The 16,936-nt window shown below is 70.3% G+C and carries 19 protein-coding genes; 12 read left to right on the top strand and 7 right to left on the bottom strand.

What is annotated here, in order from left to right; all coding sequences use genetic code 11:
- Window positions 1-2,193 (bottom strand): NADP-dependent malic enzyme (locus RMN86_RS06335; protein ID WP_309604987.1); only part of this gene is annotated, 2,193 nt, incomplete at its 3' end.
- Window positions 2,194-2,319: 126 nt separating this feature from the next.
- Between RMN86_RS06335 and RMN86_RS06330 the strand changes: the two genes are divergently transcribed.
- The 5 genes from RMN86_RS06330 (at window position 2,320) to RMN86_RS06310 (ending at window position 6,175) form a co-directional block, all read left to right on the top strand.
- The gene (locus RMN86_RS06330; RefSeq protein WP_309604986.1) at window positions 2,320-2,673 is read left to right on the top strand and encodes a metalloregulator ArsR/SmtB family transcription factor; all 354 of its coding nucleotides are present in this window, start codon (window positions 2,320-2,322) and stop codon (window positions 2,671-2,673) included.
- Window positions 2,670-3,143: an SRPBCC family protein gene (locus RMN86_RS06325; RefSeq protein WP_309604985.1), complete on the top strand. Its 474-nt coding sequence runs from the start codon at window positions 2,670-2,672 to the stop codon at window positions 3,141-3,143. The genes RMN86_RS06330 and RMN86_RS06325 overlap by 4 nt, the downstream gene beginning before the upstream one ends.
- A 46-nt stretch (window positions 3,144-3,189) precedes the next feature.
- Entirely contained in the window at window positions 3,190-3,849 is a 660-nt protein-coding gene (locus RMN86_RS06320) for a glutathione S-transferase family protein (RefSeq protein ID WP_309604984.1), read from the top strand.
- A gap of 68 nt (window positions 3,850-3,917) precedes the next feature.
- Window positions 3,918-4,700 carry a 4-hydroxy-tetrahydrodipicolinate reductase gene (dapB, locus tag RMN86_RS06315; protein WP_309604983.1) on the top strand — a complete coding sequence of 261 codons (783 nt, stop codon included), beginning with the start codon at window positions 3,918-3,920 and terminating at the stop codon, window positions 4,698-4,700.
- 2 nt (window positions 4,701-4,702) lie between these two features.
- Window positions 4,703-6,175 (top strand): amidase family protein, encoded by a 1,473-nt coding sequence (locus tag RMN86_RS06310; protein WP_309604982.1) that lies wholly within the window; start codon window positions 4,703-4,705, stop codon window positions 6,173-6,175.
- Here RMN86_RS06310 and RMN86_RS06305 read toward each other — a convergent pair.
- From RMN86_RS06305 to coaBC, 4 genes are read right to left on the bottom strand one after another with little or no spacing between them, the layout of a single operon-like run.
- Window positions 6,142-6,675, bottom strand: a complete 534-nt coding sequence (locus tag RMN86_RS06305) for a GNAT family protein (RefSeq protein ID WP_309604981.1) — start codon at window positions 6,673-6,675, stop codon at window positions 6,142-6,144. The genes RMN86_RS06310 and RMN86_RS06305 overlap by 34 nt on opposite strands.
- Window positions 6,672-7,319 (bottom strand): hypothetical protein, encoded by a 648-nt coding sequence (locus RMN86_RS06300; protein ID WP_309604980.1) that lies wholly within the window; start codon window positions 7,317-7,319, stop codon window positions 6,672-6,674. The genes RMN86_RS06305 and RMN86_RS06300 overlap by 4 nt, the downstream gene beginning before the upstream one ends.
- A gap of 4 nt (window positions 7,320-7,323) precedes the next feature.
- Window positions 7,324-7,776 (bottom strand): dUTP diphosphatase, encoded by a 453-nt coding sequence (dut, locus tag RMN86_RS06295; RefSeq protein WP_309604979.1) that lies wholly within the window; start codon window positions 7,774-7,776, stop codon window positions 7,324-7,326.
- Window positions 7,773-8,975: a bifunctional phosphopantothenoylcysteine decarboxylase/phosphopantothenate--cysteine ligase CoaBC gene (coaBC, locus tag RMN86_RS06290; RefSeq protein WP_309604978.1), complete on the bottom strand. Its 1,203-nt coding sequence runs from the start codon at window positions 8,973-8,975 to the stop codon at window positions 7,773-7,775. The genes dut and coaBC overlap by 4 nt, the downstream gene beginning before the upstream one ends.
- Before the next feature lie 41 nt (window positions 8,976-9,016).
- On the opposite strand from coaBC, the gene RMN86_RS06285 reads away from it, so the two are divergent.
- Together RMN86_RS06285 and RMN86_RS06280 are read left to right on the top strand one after the other, a co-directional pair.
- Window positions 9,017-9,712 carry a hypothetical protein gene (locus RMN86_RS06285; protein ID WP_309604977.1) on the top strand — a complete coding sequence of 232 codons (696 nt, stop codon included), beginning with the start codon at window positions 9,017-9,019 and terminating at the stop codon, window positions 9,710-9,712.
- Between the two features lie 4 nt (window positions 9,713-9,716).
- Window positions 9,717-10,223, top strand: coding sequence for a cupin domain-containing protein (locus RMN86_RS06280; protein ID WP_309604976.1), 507 nt, complete (start codon window positions 9,717-9,719; stop codon window positions 10,221-10,223).
- A gap of 25 nt (window positions 10,224-10,248) precedes the next feature.
- Here the strand turns inward: RMN86_RS06280 and ubiB are convergent, their stop codons facing one another.
- Together ubiB and RMN86_RS06270 are read right to left on the bottom strand one after the other, a co-directional pair.
- Window positions 10,249-11,760, bottom strand: a complete 1,512-nt coding sequence (gene ubiB, locus RMN86_RS06275) for a 2-polyprenylphenol 6-hydroxylase (protein WP_309604975.1) — start codon at window positions 11,758-11,760, stop codon at window positions 10,249-10,251.
- A 4-nt stretch (window positions 11,761-11,764) separates the two neighbouring features.
- The gene (locus RMN86_RS06270; RefSeq protein ID WP_309604974.1) at window positions 11,765-12,523 is read right to left on the bottom strand and encodes a class I SAM-dependent methyltransferase; all 759 of its coding nucleotides are present in this window, start codon (window positions 12,521-12,523) and stop codon (window positions 11,765-11,767) included.
- Between the two features lie 81 nt (window positions 12,524-12,604).
- Between RMN86_RS06270 and mutM the strand changes: the two genes are divergently transcribed.
- The 5 genes from mutM to RMN86_RS06245 form a co-directional block, all read left to right on the top strand.
- Complete coding sequence (gene mutM, locus RMN86_RS06265; RefSeq protein ID WP_309604973.1) at window positions 12,605-13,498, top strand: bifunctional DNA-formamidopyrimidine glycosylase/DNA-(apurinic or apyrimidinic site) lyase; 894 nt, start codon at window positions 12,605-12,607, stop codon at window positions 13,496-13,498.
- Entirely contained in the window at window positions 13,477-14,379 is a 903-nt protein-coding gene (locus RMN86_RS06260; RefSeq protein ID WP_309604972.1) for a TraB/GumN family protein, read from the top strand. Before mutM ends, RMN86_RS06260 begins: the two co-directional genes overlap by 22 nt.
- A gap of 32 nt (window positions 14,380-14,411) precedes the next feature.
- Window positions 14,412-15,188: an enoyl-CoA hydratase gene (locus RMN86_RS06255; protein ID WP_309604971.1), complete on the top strand. Its 777-nt coding sequence runs from the start codon at window positions 14,412-14,414 to the stop codon at window positions 15,186-15,188.
- Between the two features lie 124 nt (window positions 15,189-15,312).
- The gene (gene rpsT / locus RMN86_RS06250; RefSeq protein ID WP_309604970.1) at window positions 15,313-15,591 is read left to right on the top strand and encodes a 30S ribosomal protein S20; all 279 of its coding nucleotides are present in this window, start codon (window positions 15,313-15,315) and stop codon (window positions 15,589-15,591) included.
- Window positions 15,592-16,049: 458 nt separating this feature from the next.
- The coding region (locus RMN86_RS06245; protein ID WP_309604988.1) for a DnaA ATPase domain-containing protein at window positions 16,050-16,936 on the top strand (887 nt) is incomplete at its 3' end.

Raw genomic sequence — 16,936 nt, 5'->3', positions numbered from 1 at the left:
GCGGTCGAGGCCCAGCAGGATCGGGCCGATCACCGTGGCGCCGCCCAGGGACTGAATCAGCTGGGTCGAGATCGCCGCGGAGTGGATCGCCGGCATGATCAGCACATTGGCCGGACCGGTGAGCCGCATGAACGGATAGTTGCCCCGCGCCTCGGGCTCCAGCGCCAGCTCCGGCGGCATCTCCCCCTCGTATTCGAAATCGACGCCGTCGAGCTCGTCGAGCATGGCCACGGCCTCGCGCACCTTTTCCGAGCGCAGGCCCATGGGGTTGCCGAAGGTCGAATAGCTCATGAAGGCCAAGCGGGGCTCATAGCCCAGGGTGCGGACGGCGCGGGCGGCCTCCTTGGCGATCTCCACCAGGTCCTCGGCCTCGGGCATCTCGGTGACCGAGGTGTCGGCGATGAACAGGGTCCGGCCCTTGGCCAGCACCACGCTCATGCCGATGACCCGGCCGTCGGGCGAGGGGTCAATGACCCGCAGCACCTCCTCGAGCACCTGGTCGAAGGCGCGTGTCACGCCGGTGACCATGCCGTCGGCGTGGCCCAGCGCCACCATCGCCGCGGCGAAGGCGTTGCGGTCCTGGTTGATCAGCCGCTGGACGTCGCGGCGCAGGTAGCCTTCGCGCTGCAGGCGGCCGTAGAGGTAGTCGACATAGTCGGCGTTCCTGCCGGAGACCCGGGCGTTGAGGATCTCCAGCTTCACCTCGGCGGGGTCGAGGCCCACCAGGCGCATATTGTCCTGCACCAGGTCCTCGCGACCGACCAGAATGGCGGTCCCGAGGTTGGCGGACTGGAAGGCGTAGGCCGCGCGGATCACGCTGGGTTCCTCGCCCTCGGCGAACACCACGCGCTTTTTCGGCCCCGACAGCACCGCGCCCTGCAACTTCTGCAGGAAGGCCGCGGTGGGATCAAGCCGCTGGGCCAGGCTGGCGCGGTAGGCGTCCATGTCCTCGATCGGCCGGCGCGCCACGCCGGTGTCCATGGCCGCCTGGGCGATGAACGGCGGGATGTACCAGATCAGCCGCGGGTCGAAGGGCGTGGGGATGATGTACTCTGGCCCGAACTTCAGCTGCACCCCGTGATAGGCGGCGGCGACCTCGTCGGGGACGTCCTCGCGGGCCAGCATGGCGAGCGCGTTGGCGCAGGCGATCTTCATCTCCATGTTCACCCGGCGCGCGCGAACATCCAGGGCGCCGCGGAAGATGTAGGGGAAGCCCAGGACGTTGTTCACCTGGTTGGGATAGTCGCTGCGACCGGTGGCGACGATCGCGTCTGGGCGGACGGCGTAGACCTCTTCCGGGGTGATCTCGGGGTCGGGATTGGCCATGGCGAAGATGATCGGCCGCTCGGCCATGGTCTTCACCAGCTCGCCGGTGAGCGCGCCCTTGACCGAGGTTCCGATGAACACGTCGGCGCCAACCAGGGCTTCGGCCAGGGTCCGCTTGTCGGTTTCGATGGCGTGGGCCGACTTCCACTGGTTCATGTCGTTGGGCCGGCCGCGCCAGAGCACGCCCTTTGAATCGACGGCGATGACATTGGTCGGGCGCACGCCCATGGCCTTGATCAATTCCAGCGTGGCGATGCCGGCGGCGCCGGGGCCGTTCAGCACCACCTTGACCTCAGCCATATCGCGGCCGGTGATGTGGCAGGCGTTGATCAGGCCGGCGGCGGAAATGATCGCCGTGCCGTGCTGGTCGTCGTGGAACACCGGGATGTCGAGCAGCTCCTGCAGCTCGGTCTCGATGCGGAAGCACTCGGGACTCTTGATGTCCTCCAGATTGATGCCGCCGAAGGTGACGCCGATGTTCTTGACCACGGTGATGATCTCGTCCGGGTCGGTGGCGAGGCACTCGATGTCGATGGCGTCGACGTCGGCGAAGCGCTTGAACAGCACCCCCTTGCCCTCCATCACCGGCTTGGAGGCCAGCGCGCCGAGGTTGCCCAGCCCCAGGATCGCCGTGCCGTTGGAGAACACCGCCACCAGGTTGCCCTTGGAGGTGTAGTCGTAGGCCGCGTCCGGATCGGCGGCGATGGCCAGCACTGGCACGGCGACGCCGGGCGAATAGGCCAGGCTGAGGTCGCGTTGCGTCGCCATCGGCTTGGTGGCCGCGATGGCGATCTTCCCCGGCGTGGGATAGCGGTGGAAATCGAGGGCTTCCTGGTCGGTAAAGGTGTGTTTCTCGGCGTCGCTCATGGCGGCGGCGGGTCCTTATGGCGCGTCGTTTGCGATGGGAGCGCGAACCTACAGAGCCCCGACCCCTGAAACAACCTCGATCGCACAATCCGCTTGACAGAGGTTAGCCATTGCTTACGGTAAGTCATGACTAACTCATTTGCGTTGACAACCCGCGCCTTTTCCGCCCTGGCCGACCCGACGCGGCGGGCGGTGTTCGAGCGGCTGGCGGATGGCCCGCGCGCGGTGGGCGAGCTGGCGCGCGACCTGCCCGTGAGCCGGCCCGCGGTGTCGCAGCATCTGAAGGTGCTCAGGGAGGCCGGATTGGTCACCGATCGGCCGGACGGCGCGCGCCGCGTCTATCAGATCGACCCCCAGGGGCTGGGCCAGATCCGCGCCTGGCTCGACCGGTTCTGGGACGAAGCGCTCGAGGCCTTCAAGGCCGAGGTCGAACGGACAGAGGTTGAAATCCAAGAGGACGAGGAGCTGACACCGCCATGAGCCAGACCATCAGACCCGCCGCGATCCGCAAGTCGCTGACCCTCCAGGCCAGCCCCAACAAGGCCTTCTCGGTGTTCACCGACGGCATTGGCCGCTGGTGGCCGAAGACCCATCACATCGGAGCCTCGCCGCTCGTCGACGCGGTGATCGAGCCCGGGGTCGGCGGCCGCTGGTACGGCCGACACGAGGACGGCGGCGAGACGCCCTGGGGCGAGGTGCTGGCCTGGGAACCGCCGGGCCGCCTGGTGCTGGCGTGGCGCATCACCAAGGACTGGGGCTACGATCCCAATCTGCTGACCGAGATCGAGGTATCCTTCGTCGCGGGCGCCGACGGCCAGACCCACGTGGCGTTCGAGCATCGCGGCCTGGAGCGCTTCGGCGACAGCGAGGGCGCCGAGGCGGCCCGCATCTCCATGGACGGAGGGTGGGGCTTCATTCTCGAAGGCTACAGGACCGCGGCCGAAGCCTGACCCCCAGACCTTTCACAAAACAGACGTTTCACAAGAGGAGCAGACGATGTCCGAGATCATCATCCACGGCGTCCCCGGCAGCCCCTATGTGCGCATGCCGCTGATCACCTGCGAGGAGAAGGGCGCGCCCTATCGCCTGTCGCCCATGGGCATGGGGGACTCCCGGGCGCCCGCGCACCTGGCCCGCCAGCCCTTCGGCCGAATCCCGGCGATGGAGCATGGCGACTTCCAGCTCTACGAAGCCCAGGCGATTGTCCGCTACATCGACCAGGTCTGCCCGGGGCGAAGCCTGACGCCCGCCGACGCGCGGGCCCGGGCGCGGATGAACCAGGTGATGGGCATCGTCGACTGGTACGTGATGCCGTCGATCAGCTCCGGCCTGGCCTTCAACCGGGTGATCAAGCCGATGTTCGGCATGCCGGTGGACGAGGCCGCAGTCGCCGCGGCCCTGCCGCAGGCGCGGACCTGCGTCGCGGCCCTGGCGGACATTCTCGGCGACCAGACCTATTTCACCGGGGACGCGATCAGCCTGGCCGACATCGCCGCCGCGGCGCACCTGGATTTCATGCCGCTCTTTCCCGAGGGCCGGGACATGCTGACGGGCTCGCCGCTGGCGGCCTGGCTGCAGCGGATGATGTCGCGCCCGAGCCTCCAGAAGACCACCATGGCGGCGCTCAGGGCCGCGCTGGAGCCGCAGCCCGCCTAAGGCCGCGCTTTGTCGTTGACCCGGCGGGCGGGCTCGGGAGACTAGCGGACCTCGCCGGAGTAGCCCCCGTGTCCGCCCAACCGATCAGGATCGCCGTCGCCGGGGCGCTGGGCCGCATGGGCCAGGCCATGTCGGCCGCCGTGGCGGTGGGGGACGGGCTGGCGCTGGTCGCCCGGTTTGAGCGGACTGGCCTGGCCGGGGAGGGCCTGACCAGCCAGGACGAGGCCCTGGCGGCCGCCGACGTGGTCATCGACTTCACCACGCCCGCGGCGTCGGTCGCGCTGGCTGCGGCGTGCGCCGCGCGAGGGGGACCGGCGCTGCTGGTCGGCTCGACGGGGTTCGACGACGCCCAGATCGCCGCGATCGAGGCGGCCGCGAGCCGGATCGCCATCGTGCGCGCCGGCAACTTCTCGCTGGGCATGAACCTCCTGATGGGCCTCGTCGAACAGGCCGCCGCCAGGTTGGGCCCGGACGCCTATGACATCGAGATCTTCGAGGCCCACCACCGCCGCAAGGTCGATGCGCCGTCCGGCGCGGCCCTGATGCTGGGCGAGGCGGCCGCCAGGGGCCGGGGCGTCAGCCTCGCCGATGTGGCCAGGCGGGGCCGAGACGGGATCACCGGCGCGCGCGCGGCCGGGGATATTGGCTTTGCCGTGGTGCGCGGGGGCGGCATCGTCGGCGACCACAGCGTCAGCTTCATCGCCGAGGATGAAAGCCTGACGCTGGCCCATTCGGCCCGCGACCGGGGCCTGTTCGCCCGCGGCGCCCTGGTGGCGGCGCGCTGGGTCGTCGGTCGCCCGCCCGGCCACTACGGCATGCGCGACGTGCTGGGCTTTACGGACCGCGGCTGACGATGGAGGGTCTCCTCGAGCGCGACGCCAGCCACCAGATCGCGGCGCTGAACGCCCGGCGGGTCTCGTCCGTCGAGCTGCTGAAGGCCGCGCTCGCCCATCACGAACAGACCCACGCCCGGCTGAACGCCGTGGTCGCCGTGGATCTCGACCGCGCCCTGGACCGCGCCCGCGCCATCGATGACCTGCGTAACCGGGGCGAGGCCGTGGGCCTGCTGGCCGGCCTGCCGATGACTGTGAAGGATACCCTGGACGTGGTCGGGATGCCGGCGTCGTCGGGGCTGGCGGCCCTGCGCCGGCGTCAGGCGCAGGACGCCTCAGCGGTCGCCAACGCCAAGGCCGCCGGCGCGGTGATCTGGGGCAAGACCAACACTCCGGTGATGGCCGGCGACTGGCAGACCTTCAACGCGCTCTATGGGACCACCAACAATCCCTGGGACGTCGCGCGCACCCCCGGCGGATCGTCCGGCGGGGCGGCCGCGGCCCTGGCCGCCAGGGTCACCGCGCTGGAGATCGGCTCGGACATCGGAGGATCGCTGCGCATCCCGGCCAGCTTTTGCGGGGTGTTCAGCCACAAGCCGACCTGGGGCCTGGTCGACCAGCATGGCCACGTGCCGCCCAGCCCAGGTTCGTGGAGCGTGCGCGACCTCAATGTGATCGGACCCTTGGCCCGGACGGCGCGCGACCTTCGCCTGCTGCTGGCGGTGATCGAGGATGGCCCACTGGCGCCCAAGGCGCCCGCCGGCGAGCTGAAGGGGGCCCGCATCGCCCTGTGGCTCGACGAGCCGAGCTTCGGGCTCGACCCGCAGGTCCGCGCCGTCCTTGAGAGTTTCGCCGCCGAGCTTGTCGACGCGGGCGCGGAGGTGACGCCCATCGCCTCGCCGGCGCATATGCCGACCCTGATGGCCGCCTACCAGACCCTGCTGGGCGGGATCATCGGCGAAGACATGCCCGACGCGATGGTCCGCAACATGACCCGCCTGCGGGGCTGGGCCCGCTGGTCGATGAACCGGGGCGCGGCGCCTACCTCGATGGCGGCCATGACGCTCGCCTACACCGCCACCCACCGCGAGTGGCTGGCGGCCGACGCTGTGCGCAACCGTCTGCGCCACGAGATCGCCGGTGTGTTCGAAGGGTTCGACGCGATCCTGGCGCCGACTGCGCCGGTCACCGCCTTCCCGCACGACCACCGTCCCTTTGCCCGCCGCCGGCTGCTCCAGTCCGACGGCGCGGTCCTGCCCTATGCGTCGATGCTGAACTGGATCTCGCTGGCCACCGCCCTGCACCTGCCGGCCACGGCGATCCCGGCGGGGCTTTCAGAGTCTGGCCTGCCGGTGGGCGCCCAGCTGATCGGCCCGCTGAGCAGCGATGCACGCCTGCTGGCTTTGGCCCAGGCCATCGAGGAAAACGTCAGCGGCTTCATCCCGCCGCCGTTGACCCCTCAGGACACCGGATCGTCCGCCAGCCGCGCGTAGAGCCGCTGGTCCCAGAACCGGCCTTTCCAGAAGGCGTGGTCGCGCAGGACGCCTTCCAGCCGGAAACCGAACCGCTCGAGCAGGGCGGCGGAGGCCAGGTTGCCGGGCGTGACCAGCGCCTCGATCCGGCGAAGACCCAGCGCGCCGTGGCCGTGCGCTAGCAGGGCGGGAAGCACCTGGCCCATGATCCCTTGGCGCCATCGCGGGCGGACCACGTTGTAGGACACCTCGCCACGCGAGCCTCGTCGGCGTTCGGCGACGATCAGCCCGGCCGTCCCGACGAAGTCGCCGGCGCGGTCGCGGACGGCCCACCAGGCGCTGCCATTGTCGGGGAGCGCCGCGGCCCAGGCGATCATTGCATCGGCGGCATCCAGGTCGGCCATGGGCGCGATGTCCATGTGTTCGACGGTGGCCGGATCGGAGAGGTGGGCGAAGAGGTCCTGGCGGTCGCCCGGCCCCAGCGGCGACAGCTGGAAGCGGGCGGTTGTAAGCCGGCTCACGGCGCGGGCGCCGCCTGGCGGGTCCACAGGCCATCGACAGCCGCCTGCACATCCTCGCCGCCCGCCCGGCGGACCAGGGACAGGCCCTCAAGCTCGACCCTGTCGGCGCGGAGCACGCGCGGATGCAGGCTGTAGCCCAGCAGATAGACGGCGCGGTCGGTCCGCGTCTGGCCGTCCTGAATATAGACCGTGACGATCCCGACCGGCAGGCGCCCCTGACGGGCCTCGTCGCCTCCGGTGTGAGCGCGTCCGCTGTGAGCGGCCCTGGCCAGCGCGGCGTCGAACCAGCCGGCTTCGATGCGCGGATTGCCGGTGGTCTGGACCGCCTCGCCGCGCACTTCGCGCGGGAAGCTCAGGCTCTGGGTCTGGATGACCTGTTCGGGGTGCGCCGAGGCCAGGCGCAGGCGCCCGCCGTCGCCGTCCGGCGTGCCGGTCATCAGGAAGGCGAGCTTAAGCGCCCCGGCCCTGGCCTCTTCCTTGCGTTCGCGCGCAGCGGTGGCGCGCTGTTGGTCGGTCTGGGCGCGCTCGCGGTGGGCGTCCCAATAGCCGAGGCCAGCGATCACCAGCGCCAGGATACCGACGAATTCGGCCAGCGAGAGCCAGCGGAAGGGCAGGCGTTTGCGGCGCGGCGGATCCTGGCTCATGAGGTCAGCGGCCGGTGGAGCCGAAGCCCCCGGCGCCTCGGGCGGTCTCATCGAGGCTGGGGACCTCGGCCCAGACCGCCTGGACCACCGGGGCGACGATCAGCTGGGCGATGCGGTCGCCGCGGCGGATGACGAAATCCTCTTCGCCCAGATTGATCAGGATAACCTTCACCTCGCCCCGATAGTCGGCGTCGATGGTGCCGGGCGTGTTGAGACAGGTGACGCCGTGTCTGGCGGCCAGGCCCGAGCGCGGCCGGACCTGGCCCTCGAAACCCGCCGGCAAGGCGAAGGTCAGACCTGTCGGCACCGGGTGGCGCGCGCCGGGCCGCAGGGTCAGCGGCTCGTCCCGCGGCAGGGCGGCCCTCAGGTCCATGCCGGCCGCCTGGTCGGTCTCATAGGCCGGCAGCGGCAGGTCCTCGGCGTGCGGCAGGCGGACGATCGGCACGGTCGGGATCATGCAAGCGCCCCGGCGATGCGCCGGGCCAGCCGATGGGCTACCTCGACCTTGGCCATCCGCTCCCATCGCTCGACGCCGCCGGCGCTGACGATAGCCACGGCGTTGTCATCGCCGCCCAGGGTTCCGGCCACGCTGACATCGTTGGCGACGATCCAGTCGCAGCCCTTGCGGCCCAGCTTGGCCTTGGCGTTGGCCTCGACATCGTCGGTCTCGGCGGCGAACCCCACCACCAGGCGGGGTCGGCGGGCATGTTTCGACAGGCTGGCAAGGATGTCGGGGTTCTCCACCAGGGCGATGGGGTTCGGCGCGGCGGCGCCTTTCTTGAGCTTGCGGTCGCCGACGCTTTGCGGCCGCCAGTCGGCGACGGCGGCCACGCAGATGGCGATATCAGCCGGCAGCGCCGCCTCGCAGGCCGCCAGCATGTCGCGCGCGCTCTCCACATCGACGCGGGTGACGCCGGGCGGCGGCGCGAGCGCGGTCGGGCCGCTGACCAGTACGACCTCGGCGCCCAGCGCGGCCAGGGCGGCGGCGATGGCGTAGCCCTGCTTGCCGGACGAGCGGTTGGTCAGCAGGCGAACCGGGTCGATGGCCTCGGCGGTGGGGCCGGCCGTGACCAGGGCCCGTCGGCCGGCCAGAGGGCGCGGGCTCGCGCCCAGCGCCGCCAGGATCGCCTGGAAGATCGCCTCGGGCTCGGCCATCCGCCCGGGGCCATATTCTCCGCAGGCCATGGCGCCCTCGTCAGGCCCGACGAAGGTGACGCCGTCGGCCGTCAGCGTGGCAAGGTTGCGCTGGGTGGCCGCGTGCCGCCACATCCGCACGTTCATCGAAGGCGCCATCAGCACCGGCTTGTCGGTCGCCAGAAGGGTGGTCGAAGCCAGGTCGCCCGCCAGGCCATTGGCCGCCTTGGCCATCAGGTCGGCGGTGGCAGGCGCCACGACGATCAGGTCCGCCGATCGCGACAGCTCGATGTGGCCCATCGTCGCTTCGTCGGTGAGCGAGAACAGCTCGCGGTAAACCTTGTCCTCGGCCAGGGCCGCCAGCGACAGCGGGGTGACGAACTCTGCACCGGCCCGGGTGAGGATCGGGCGCACGGCGATCCCGGCCTTGCGGACGAGGCGGGTCAGCTCAAGGCTCTTGTAGGCCGCGATCCCGCCGCCGACGATGAGCAGAATCCGCTTTTCGTCCCAGGTTCTTAGCAAGGCTCTTGCCCCTCGTGCGCCGGGCGCCAGCCATAGGCCAGATGCGGCCTGCGAACAATTCCGGCAAATTTGACTCGACAAGTCCGGTTTTGTGTTCTTTCTTTGTTCCAACCTCTGCTGTGGTAGGAGATAACGTGATGGCTGGGTTGAAGACGGCGCGCCCTTTGGCGCTTGGTATTGTGGCGCTGACGCTGTTGAGTGCCTGCGACAACGGCCCGTCCGCGGTGAGCAAACAGGCTGGGAATTCACAGGCGGCGGGCACGCAGATGGCGACGGCCAACGGGCCGGAGCGATCGTTCGACCGCCGCGAGAGTTCGCGGAATTTCGGTGACGGATCGCAGGTCGATCACCGCAAGGACGTGGTGGCCACGGCCGAGGACGGCAAACCCGTGTGGGCGCCCAGCCGGAACAGTTCGGCCGACGACGGCGCCCAGCGCGCCTTCGAGCGCAACGGCCAGGTGTTCGAGGCCAGGTCTGTCGACCAGTTCGTCAGGAAGGCCCACGCCTTTGTCGGCCATCCGCCCAAAGGCACGCTGACGATCACCCGCAAGAACGGCGATACCCTGTTCTACGACCCGAAGGCCAACGTCTTCGCCGTGGCCAACAAGGACGGCGCGCCGCGCACCATGTTCAAGCCGGACGACGGCATGGCCTATTGGGAAAAGCAGAAGGACCGCGAGGCCAAAAGCCAGACGGCTCGCGGCGGGCGGCGCCGGTCCTCCGACGACCAGGCCTGAGCGTTTGGCCGATCCCCGGCACATCGTCCGCACCGGCCAGACGGACTGGCCGAAGGCCTGGCGCGGGCGTCACCCGTTCAATGCGGCCTCGGAGATGCGGATGGTCAGGCTGGGCGACCCGGCGGGCATGACCCAGCTGGGGGTCCACCTGATCCGCATTCCGCCCGGCAAGGAGAGCTTCATCCCCCACGCCCATTCGGTGTCGGAGGAGTTCGTGTTCATCCTCGAGGGCGCTGGCGAGATGGTGCTGGACGGCGTCGGCCATGCGGTCGGGCCGGGCGACTTCGTGGGGTTCCCCATCGACGGGGTGGTGCATTCCCTGAAGTCCAAGGGGCCCGACGACCTCCTCTACCTGACCGCCGGGCGGCGCGATCCTCTGGAAGTGGCCGACATGCCGACGATTGGTAAGACCACGGTCTTTCGCAACGGCGCCATGGAGCTGTTCGGCGATGACGGCGCCGAACGGCTGACCGGCGCCGAGTGGATGGCGCGCACCAAGATCGAGGACTGAGGGTTCAGCGCCTTCGGCAGTCGAGTCACCCTAGTATCAGCGCCGCCAGGAACGCTGCGCCCGAGGTCACGGCCCCAATGGCGAACCAGAGGACCGCGGATCGGTCGCGGGGGAGCGCGCGAACCTCGACGACGGCCGGCGTCGGCGGGGTCTCGATCAGGCGGGCGAGATTGCGCAGTGCGGTGGCGGCCTCCTCGGCGAAGCGCCGGACCTGGGCGGCCGGAGACAGTTCCCGGGCCATCCAGCGGCGGACGACCGGGTCGGCGGCGGTCCAGATGTCGTGGTCAGGCTGGATCCGGCGCGCGACGCCTTCGACCATCATCATGGTCTTCTGCAACAGCACCAGTTCGGGGCGCAGGCGCATGTCGTAGAGCGCGGTGATCTCGAACAGCTGCATCAGCACCCGGCTCATCGGAACCTCGCTGGCGGGGCGTCCGAACACCGGCTCGCCCACGGCCCGGAGCGCCTGGGCGAAGGCGGCGACGCTGTGGTGGGCCGGCACGTAGCCGGCGTCGAAATGGGTCCGCGCCACGCCCTCATAGTCCTTGCTGAGGAAGCCCCAGAGGATCTCGGCCAGATATCGCCTCTCCGCCGGCCCGATGCGGCCGATGATCCCGTAGTCGACGGCGGTGAGCCGATCCGGCGCGGCGGCGAACAGGTTGCCCTCGTGCAGGTCGGCGTGGAACACGCCGTGGTCGAGGGCCTGGGACAGGAAGGCGCGGATCAGGTTGTCGGCCATGGCCTGGGGGGCAAGGCCCGGCTGGGTCAGCGCCGCGGGATCGGAGAGCGGCCATCCGGCGGCCCATTCCATGGTCAGGACGCGCTTGCCGACCCCTTCCCAGACGATGGCCGGGGCGGTCATGTAGCCGTCCTTGGCCATCACCTCGCGCAGCTCGTCGGCCCCGGCAGCCTCCAGCCGCAGGTCGAGCTCCAGCACCGTGGCCCGGATCACAGTCTCGGCGAAGGCCCGGGGCTCGAGCCGCCGCGCCGCGGGGATCCAGCGGTCGATCAGCCGGGCGGCCAGCGCCAGGCTCTCGCCGTCCTGGGCCACCCGCCGCTCGATACCCGGCCGCAACACCTTGACCGCCACCTTGCGCCCATCGCGCAGCACGGCCGGATGCGCCTGGGCCAGGGACGCCGCCGCCATCGGCGCGCCGAACTCCGCATAGAGGCTGTCCAGCGGCCGGCCCAGGGCTTGCTCCACCTCGGCCCGCGCCACGGCCGTGGGGAAGGCCGGCAGCCTGTCCTTCAACCGCGACATGTCCTGAGCGAAGTCGGCGCCGAAGAAGTCGCCGCGCGTCGACAGCAGCTGGCCGAGCTTGATGGCCACCGGCCCCATGCTCTCCAGCGACCGCGCCAGACGCTCGCCGGGCCGCCCGGTGCGCGCGCCGGCGCCGGCCAGGAGACGCAAGGTCGCGGCCAGGGTGCGGACGCCGGGCGCGTAAAGTCCCTCCAGCTCGCGCGGCAGCAGCGCGTCGTTGCGGATCATCACCCAGACCGCGCCGGTCATGCGGCCAAGCGCGCCCAGTCCGCTCATCGGCCTAGATCGCCCGGCCGGTGTGCAGGGCCGCCACGCCGCCGGTGAAGTTGCTGTAGTCGACGCGTACGAACCCGGCCTCGGCGATCATCGCGGCGAACCGGCGCTGGTCGGGGAACCGGCGGATGCTTTCCACCAGGTATTGATAGGCCGCCCGGTCGCCGCCGACGCGGGCGCCGATTTCCGGGATCACCTTGAAGGAATAGGCGTCATAGGCCCGTTGCAGGGCCTCGGTAACCGGCCGCGAGAACTCCAGGCAGAGAAACCTCCCGCCCGGCTTGAGCACCCGTCGCGCCTCGCGCAGGGCGGCGGGAACGTCGGTGACATTGCGGATGCCGAAGGCGATCGCATAGGCCTCGGCGCTGGCGTCGGGCAACGGCAGGCGCTGGGCGTCGCCCACCGCCCAGGCGATCTCCGGCTCCGAGCCCTTGTCGCGGCCCGCTGCGATCATTTCGGCGTTGTAGTCGATGACCAGGATCTTCGCCTCGGCCCCACCGCGGCGCAGCCGGGTCCGGCGCGCCATCCGGGCGAAGCGCCGGGCCATGTCGCCGGTGCCGCCGGCGCAGTCGATGATGGTCTCGCCCGGCTGGGGATTGAGCCTGGCCGCGACCGCGTCCTTCCACAGCCGGTGAACGCCGCCGCTCATCAGGTCGTTCATCAGGTCGTAGCGCCGGGCCACGCGGTCGAAGACCCCGCGCACCAGCTTCGGCTTGTCGCGGGGATCGACGTGGCGGAATCCGAAGGTGGCGGCGGGCCCGGTCATGGGAGGCTATTAGCGTGGGGGGCCTTGGCGCGCCATCCCGGGCATGCCAAGCCGCAGGGGTCGCTGGTTTGAGTGGGGCCCATGCCCGAACTTCCCGAGGTCGAAACGGTGCGTAGCGGCCTCGCCCCGGTGCTGGAGGGCCAGCGGCTGGCCCGGGTCGAGGCGCGCCGCCCGGATCTGCGCTTCCCGCTGCCGGCGAATTTCGTGCAGCAGCTCACCGGCGCCACGATCACCGGCCTGCGGCGGCGCGCGAAGTACCTGCTGGCGAGCCTGGACCGCGAGGACACCCTGGTGATGCATCTGGGGATGAGCGGGCGCTTCGAGATCACCCGGCCCCTGGAGGTCGGGGCCGAGGCCGAGGCAGGGCCGGGGGCCTGGCGGCCGGGCCGCTTCCATTACGCGCCCGACCCCGACCCCAAGCACGCGCACGTCGTCCTGACCACCGAGGCCGGGACGCAGGTGACCTACTATGACCCCCGGCGGTTCGGCTACATGGCGTTGATCGGCACCGCGGCGCTGCCCCACCATCCCTGGTTCGCCGGGCTGGGCCCCGAGCCCCTGTCCGACGACTTCGACGCCGACCGGCTGAAGGCCGCGTTCAAGGATCGCAAGCAGGGCCCCAAGACCCTGCTGCTCGACCAGCGGATCGTCGCGGGCCTTGGCAACATCTATGTCTGCGAGGCGCTGCACCGCGCGCGCATCTCGCCGTTCCGGGCGGCGGGCGGGATTTCCGGGCCGCGGCTCGCGCGCCTGGCGGCGCAGATTCGCGCGGTGCTGGCCGAGGCGATCCTCGCCGGCGGATCGACCTTGCGCGACTTCGCCCAGGTTGACGGGAGCCTGGGCTATTTCCAGCATCGCTTCGCCGTCTACGACCGCGAGGGCCGGGCCTGCGGCAACGACAGCTGCACAGGCGTTATCGCGCGCCGGGCGCAGTCGGGCCGCTCGACCTTCCATTGCCCGGTCTGCCAGAGGTGATCCGGCTGTTCAGGTCCCCAGTTTTCAGGACGCTCGCCGGCGCCCTGGTCGCCCTAGCCGTCGTCGGCGCCGCGGCGGCGCGGCCCCCGCTGTGGGTCGTCAGGGACAGGGATTCGCAGGTTGTGCTGTTCGGCTCGATCCACGTCCTGCCGCCGGGACTCGACTGGACTCCGCCGGCGCTGGTCCGCGCGTTGAAGGCGGCCGACGACCTGTGGTTCGAACTGCCCATCGACGCCCAGACCGAGGCCGAGACCGCGAGCCTTGCCAGCTGGGCTGGTGTGCTTGCCCCCGACCAGTCGCTGTTCAAGCTGTTGCCCGCCGACGATGCCGCGCGGCTGAGCCGGGTCGCGGCGCTCTACGACGTCTCTCCCGCCCTGCTCGACCGCCTGCAGCCGTGGCTGGCGGAGATCGCCCTGGCGGGCGCGGCCTATCGCAAGGCCGGCGCGCAGGCCGCGTCCGGCGTCGAGAAAACCATCGCGGCCCTGGCCACGCCGCACGCCGCACGCCGGGCGTTCGAGACCTCGTCCGAACAGATCGCCCTGCTGTCGGGGGGCTTGCCGGCCGAACAGCTTGCCTCCCTGCACGAGACCCTGGTGGAGCTCGAGGACCAGCCCGACGCGTTCATGGCCCTGGTGCGGGCGTGGATGGACGGCGATCTCGCGGCCCTGGATCGGGAGGCCCTGGACCCGGTGCGGAAGACCTCGCCAAGCCTATTTCGCCGCATGGTCACCGAGCGCAACGCGCGCTGGACCCAGGTGCTCGACGCGCGGCTGAAGGGCCATGGCCGGACCGTGGTGGTGGTGGGCGTCGGCCACCTGATCGGGCCGGACGGCCTGCCTGCCCGCCTGCGCGCGCTTGGCTATTCGGTCACGGGGCCTTAAGCCCAGAGGCAGGCCCTCTCAGGAATTCCACAATGAGCCCCAAGACCCTGATCGTCGAGCGGCGCGACGCAGTGACCCTGATCCGGTTGAATCGGCCGGACGCCCTGAACGCGCTGAACGGCGAGCTGATGGACGAGCTGACCGCGGCGCTGGACGCCACCGAGGCCGATCCGGGCGTGCGCTGCGTGGTGATCACCGGCTCGGACCGGGCCTTCGCCGCCGGCGCCGACATCAAGGAGATGGCCGCCAAGAGCTATGCCGAGGTTTTCGACGAGGATTTCATCACCCGCAATTGGGAACGGGTCACCCGCTGCCGCAAGCCGGTGATCGCCGCGGTGGCCGGCTATGCCCTGGGCGGTGGCTGCGAGCTGGCCATGATGTGCGACTTCATCATCGCCGCCGACAATGCCAGGTTCGGCCAGCCGGAGATCAACCTGGGCGTCACCCCGGGCGCCGGCGGCACCCAGCGGCTGACCCGGTTCGCCGGAAAGTCCAAGGCCATGGATATGGTGCTCACCGCCCGGATGATGGATGCCGCCGAGGCCGAGCGCTGCGGCCTGGTGAGCCGGGTCGTGCCGCTCGCCGACCTGATAGCCGTCGCCATGGAAGCGGCCGGCAAAATCGCGGCCCTGTCGCCCATGTCCGTGATGATCGCCAAGGACCTGGTCAACGCCGCCTATGAGACCCCGCTCAGCCAGGGTGTGAAGATGGAGCGCAGGCTGTTCCACTCGCTCTTCGCTTTCGATGACCAGAAGGAGGGCATGGCGGCCTTCATCGAGAAACGCCCGGCCAGGTTCACGGGGCGATAGACTCGCGGACCGGCAGAATCGCCAGCCCTTCCATTGACCCGTCCCCGGTCCTCCCGTATATCCGCGCCTCCGATTTTCCCCGCCCCGGCTCGCCCGGCGTGTCCTGTTTGAAGAGCTGTTCGCAATGGCCAATACCCCCGGCTCCAAGAAGGCGGTCCGCAAGATCGCCCGCCGCACCGAGGTCAACACCGCCCGCCGCTCGCGGGTGCGCACCTTCCTGCGCAAGTTCGACGAGGCGTTGAGCGCCGGCGACGCCGGCGCGGCCAAGGACGCCTTCGTCAAGGCCCAGTCCGAGCTGATGCGCGCCGTCTCCAAGGGCGTGGTTCACAAGAACACCGGCTCGCGCAAGGTCTCCCGCCTGGCTGCCGCCCTGCGCAAGATGTCGACCGCCTCGGCCGCCTGAGGCGACCGCCCGACCGGTTGGCGCCCGTCGGACGCCCGGCGGGGCCTACCCGGCTACTTCCATCGGATCCAGGTCCGCAAGCGGCGCCCCCGGGCGCCGTTTTTCGTTGCGTCCGGACCCCTTGGCGGCGCGCCGCCTGCGACCAAAGTTCTCAGCGCACGGACGGCGATCGAGCGTTTTCCTTGGCCCCAAAAGGGCTCGCCGCGAGTCAATTAAAATATCGTCTTGAACCGGTAAGAATCACCGTTGACCGGCCCCGGCCCCCCAGTAGTGTCGGGCTTCCGACAGGTGTCTTAAATCTGATCCCGGATCAATCCGGGAAGCCGGCGAAGCGCAAGCGTTCGCTGGATAAGAAACTGTTTGCATTGAATAAAGTGGTGACGGCCGATGCGTGGGGCTCGGACCGTGAGGATGGCCACAAGAGTGGCCGTGGCGCTGGCAGGACGGGGTGGGTGGCGATGATCAGCGGGGGGGTTGCGGGAGCTATGGCGAGCGCGCCGGCCGGAGCCGTGTGGACGAAGACCTGCCTGGACTTGAAGCGCGAGCTGGGTGAGGCGACCTTCGGCTCGTGGCTCGGCCAGGCGGCGCTTCGCGAGACCGGGGATGAGGTCTGTCTGGTGGCCGCAACGGGGACCGCGCGCGACTGGATCCGGCAACATGCCTGGCGGCGCATCGGCGAACTGTGGGCGCAGCACGATCCGCTGGGCCGCCGTCTCGACCTGAAGTCGCGTCACGAGTTCGACGCCGCCGGCCCGATGACGGCGCAATCCGCCGCCGCATCCTCCGCCGCGCCGCCGCCGGTCGCGCCGCCGGTGTTCGAGGTCGAGACCGCTGCGGCGCCGCTGGCGGTCCGCCAGGGCCGCATGCTGGGCCTGCAGGAGCGCTTCGCCTTTGACAGCTTCGTCGCCGGCCCTTCCAACGAATTCGCCTTCGCGGTGGCGCGCCGAGTGGCGACGTGGTCCGACGGCCACTTCAATCCGGTGCTGTTCCATGGCCCCTATGGCTTCGGCAAGACCCACCTACTGAACGCCCTGGCCTGGGAGGCCATGCGGAACGAGCCTTCCAAGCGGGTGGTCTACCTGACGGCCGAACGGTTCACCTCGACCTTCGTCAAGGCGATCCAGGACCGCCAGACCGCGGCGTTCAAGGACGAGCTGCGCAACGCCGACCTGTTGCTGATTGACGACGTGCATTTCGTCGCCGGCAAGACCTCGACCCAGGAAGAGCTGTTCCACACCCTGATCGCTTTGGTCGAGGATGGCCGCCGCGTGGTGCTGACCGCTGATCGCTCGCCCACCGAGCTGTCGGAGATGGAGCCACGCCTGCGCTCGCACCTGCAGGCGGG

The organism is Phenylobacterium sp., assembly GCF_031360265.1.
Classification (GTDB): domain Bacteria; phylum Pseudomonadota; class Alphaproteobacteria; order Caulobacterales; family Caulobacteraceae; genus Phenylobacterium.
Note: the sequence above shows the minus strand (reverse complement) of the source record. Positions and strands in the feature narration are given on the sequence as shown.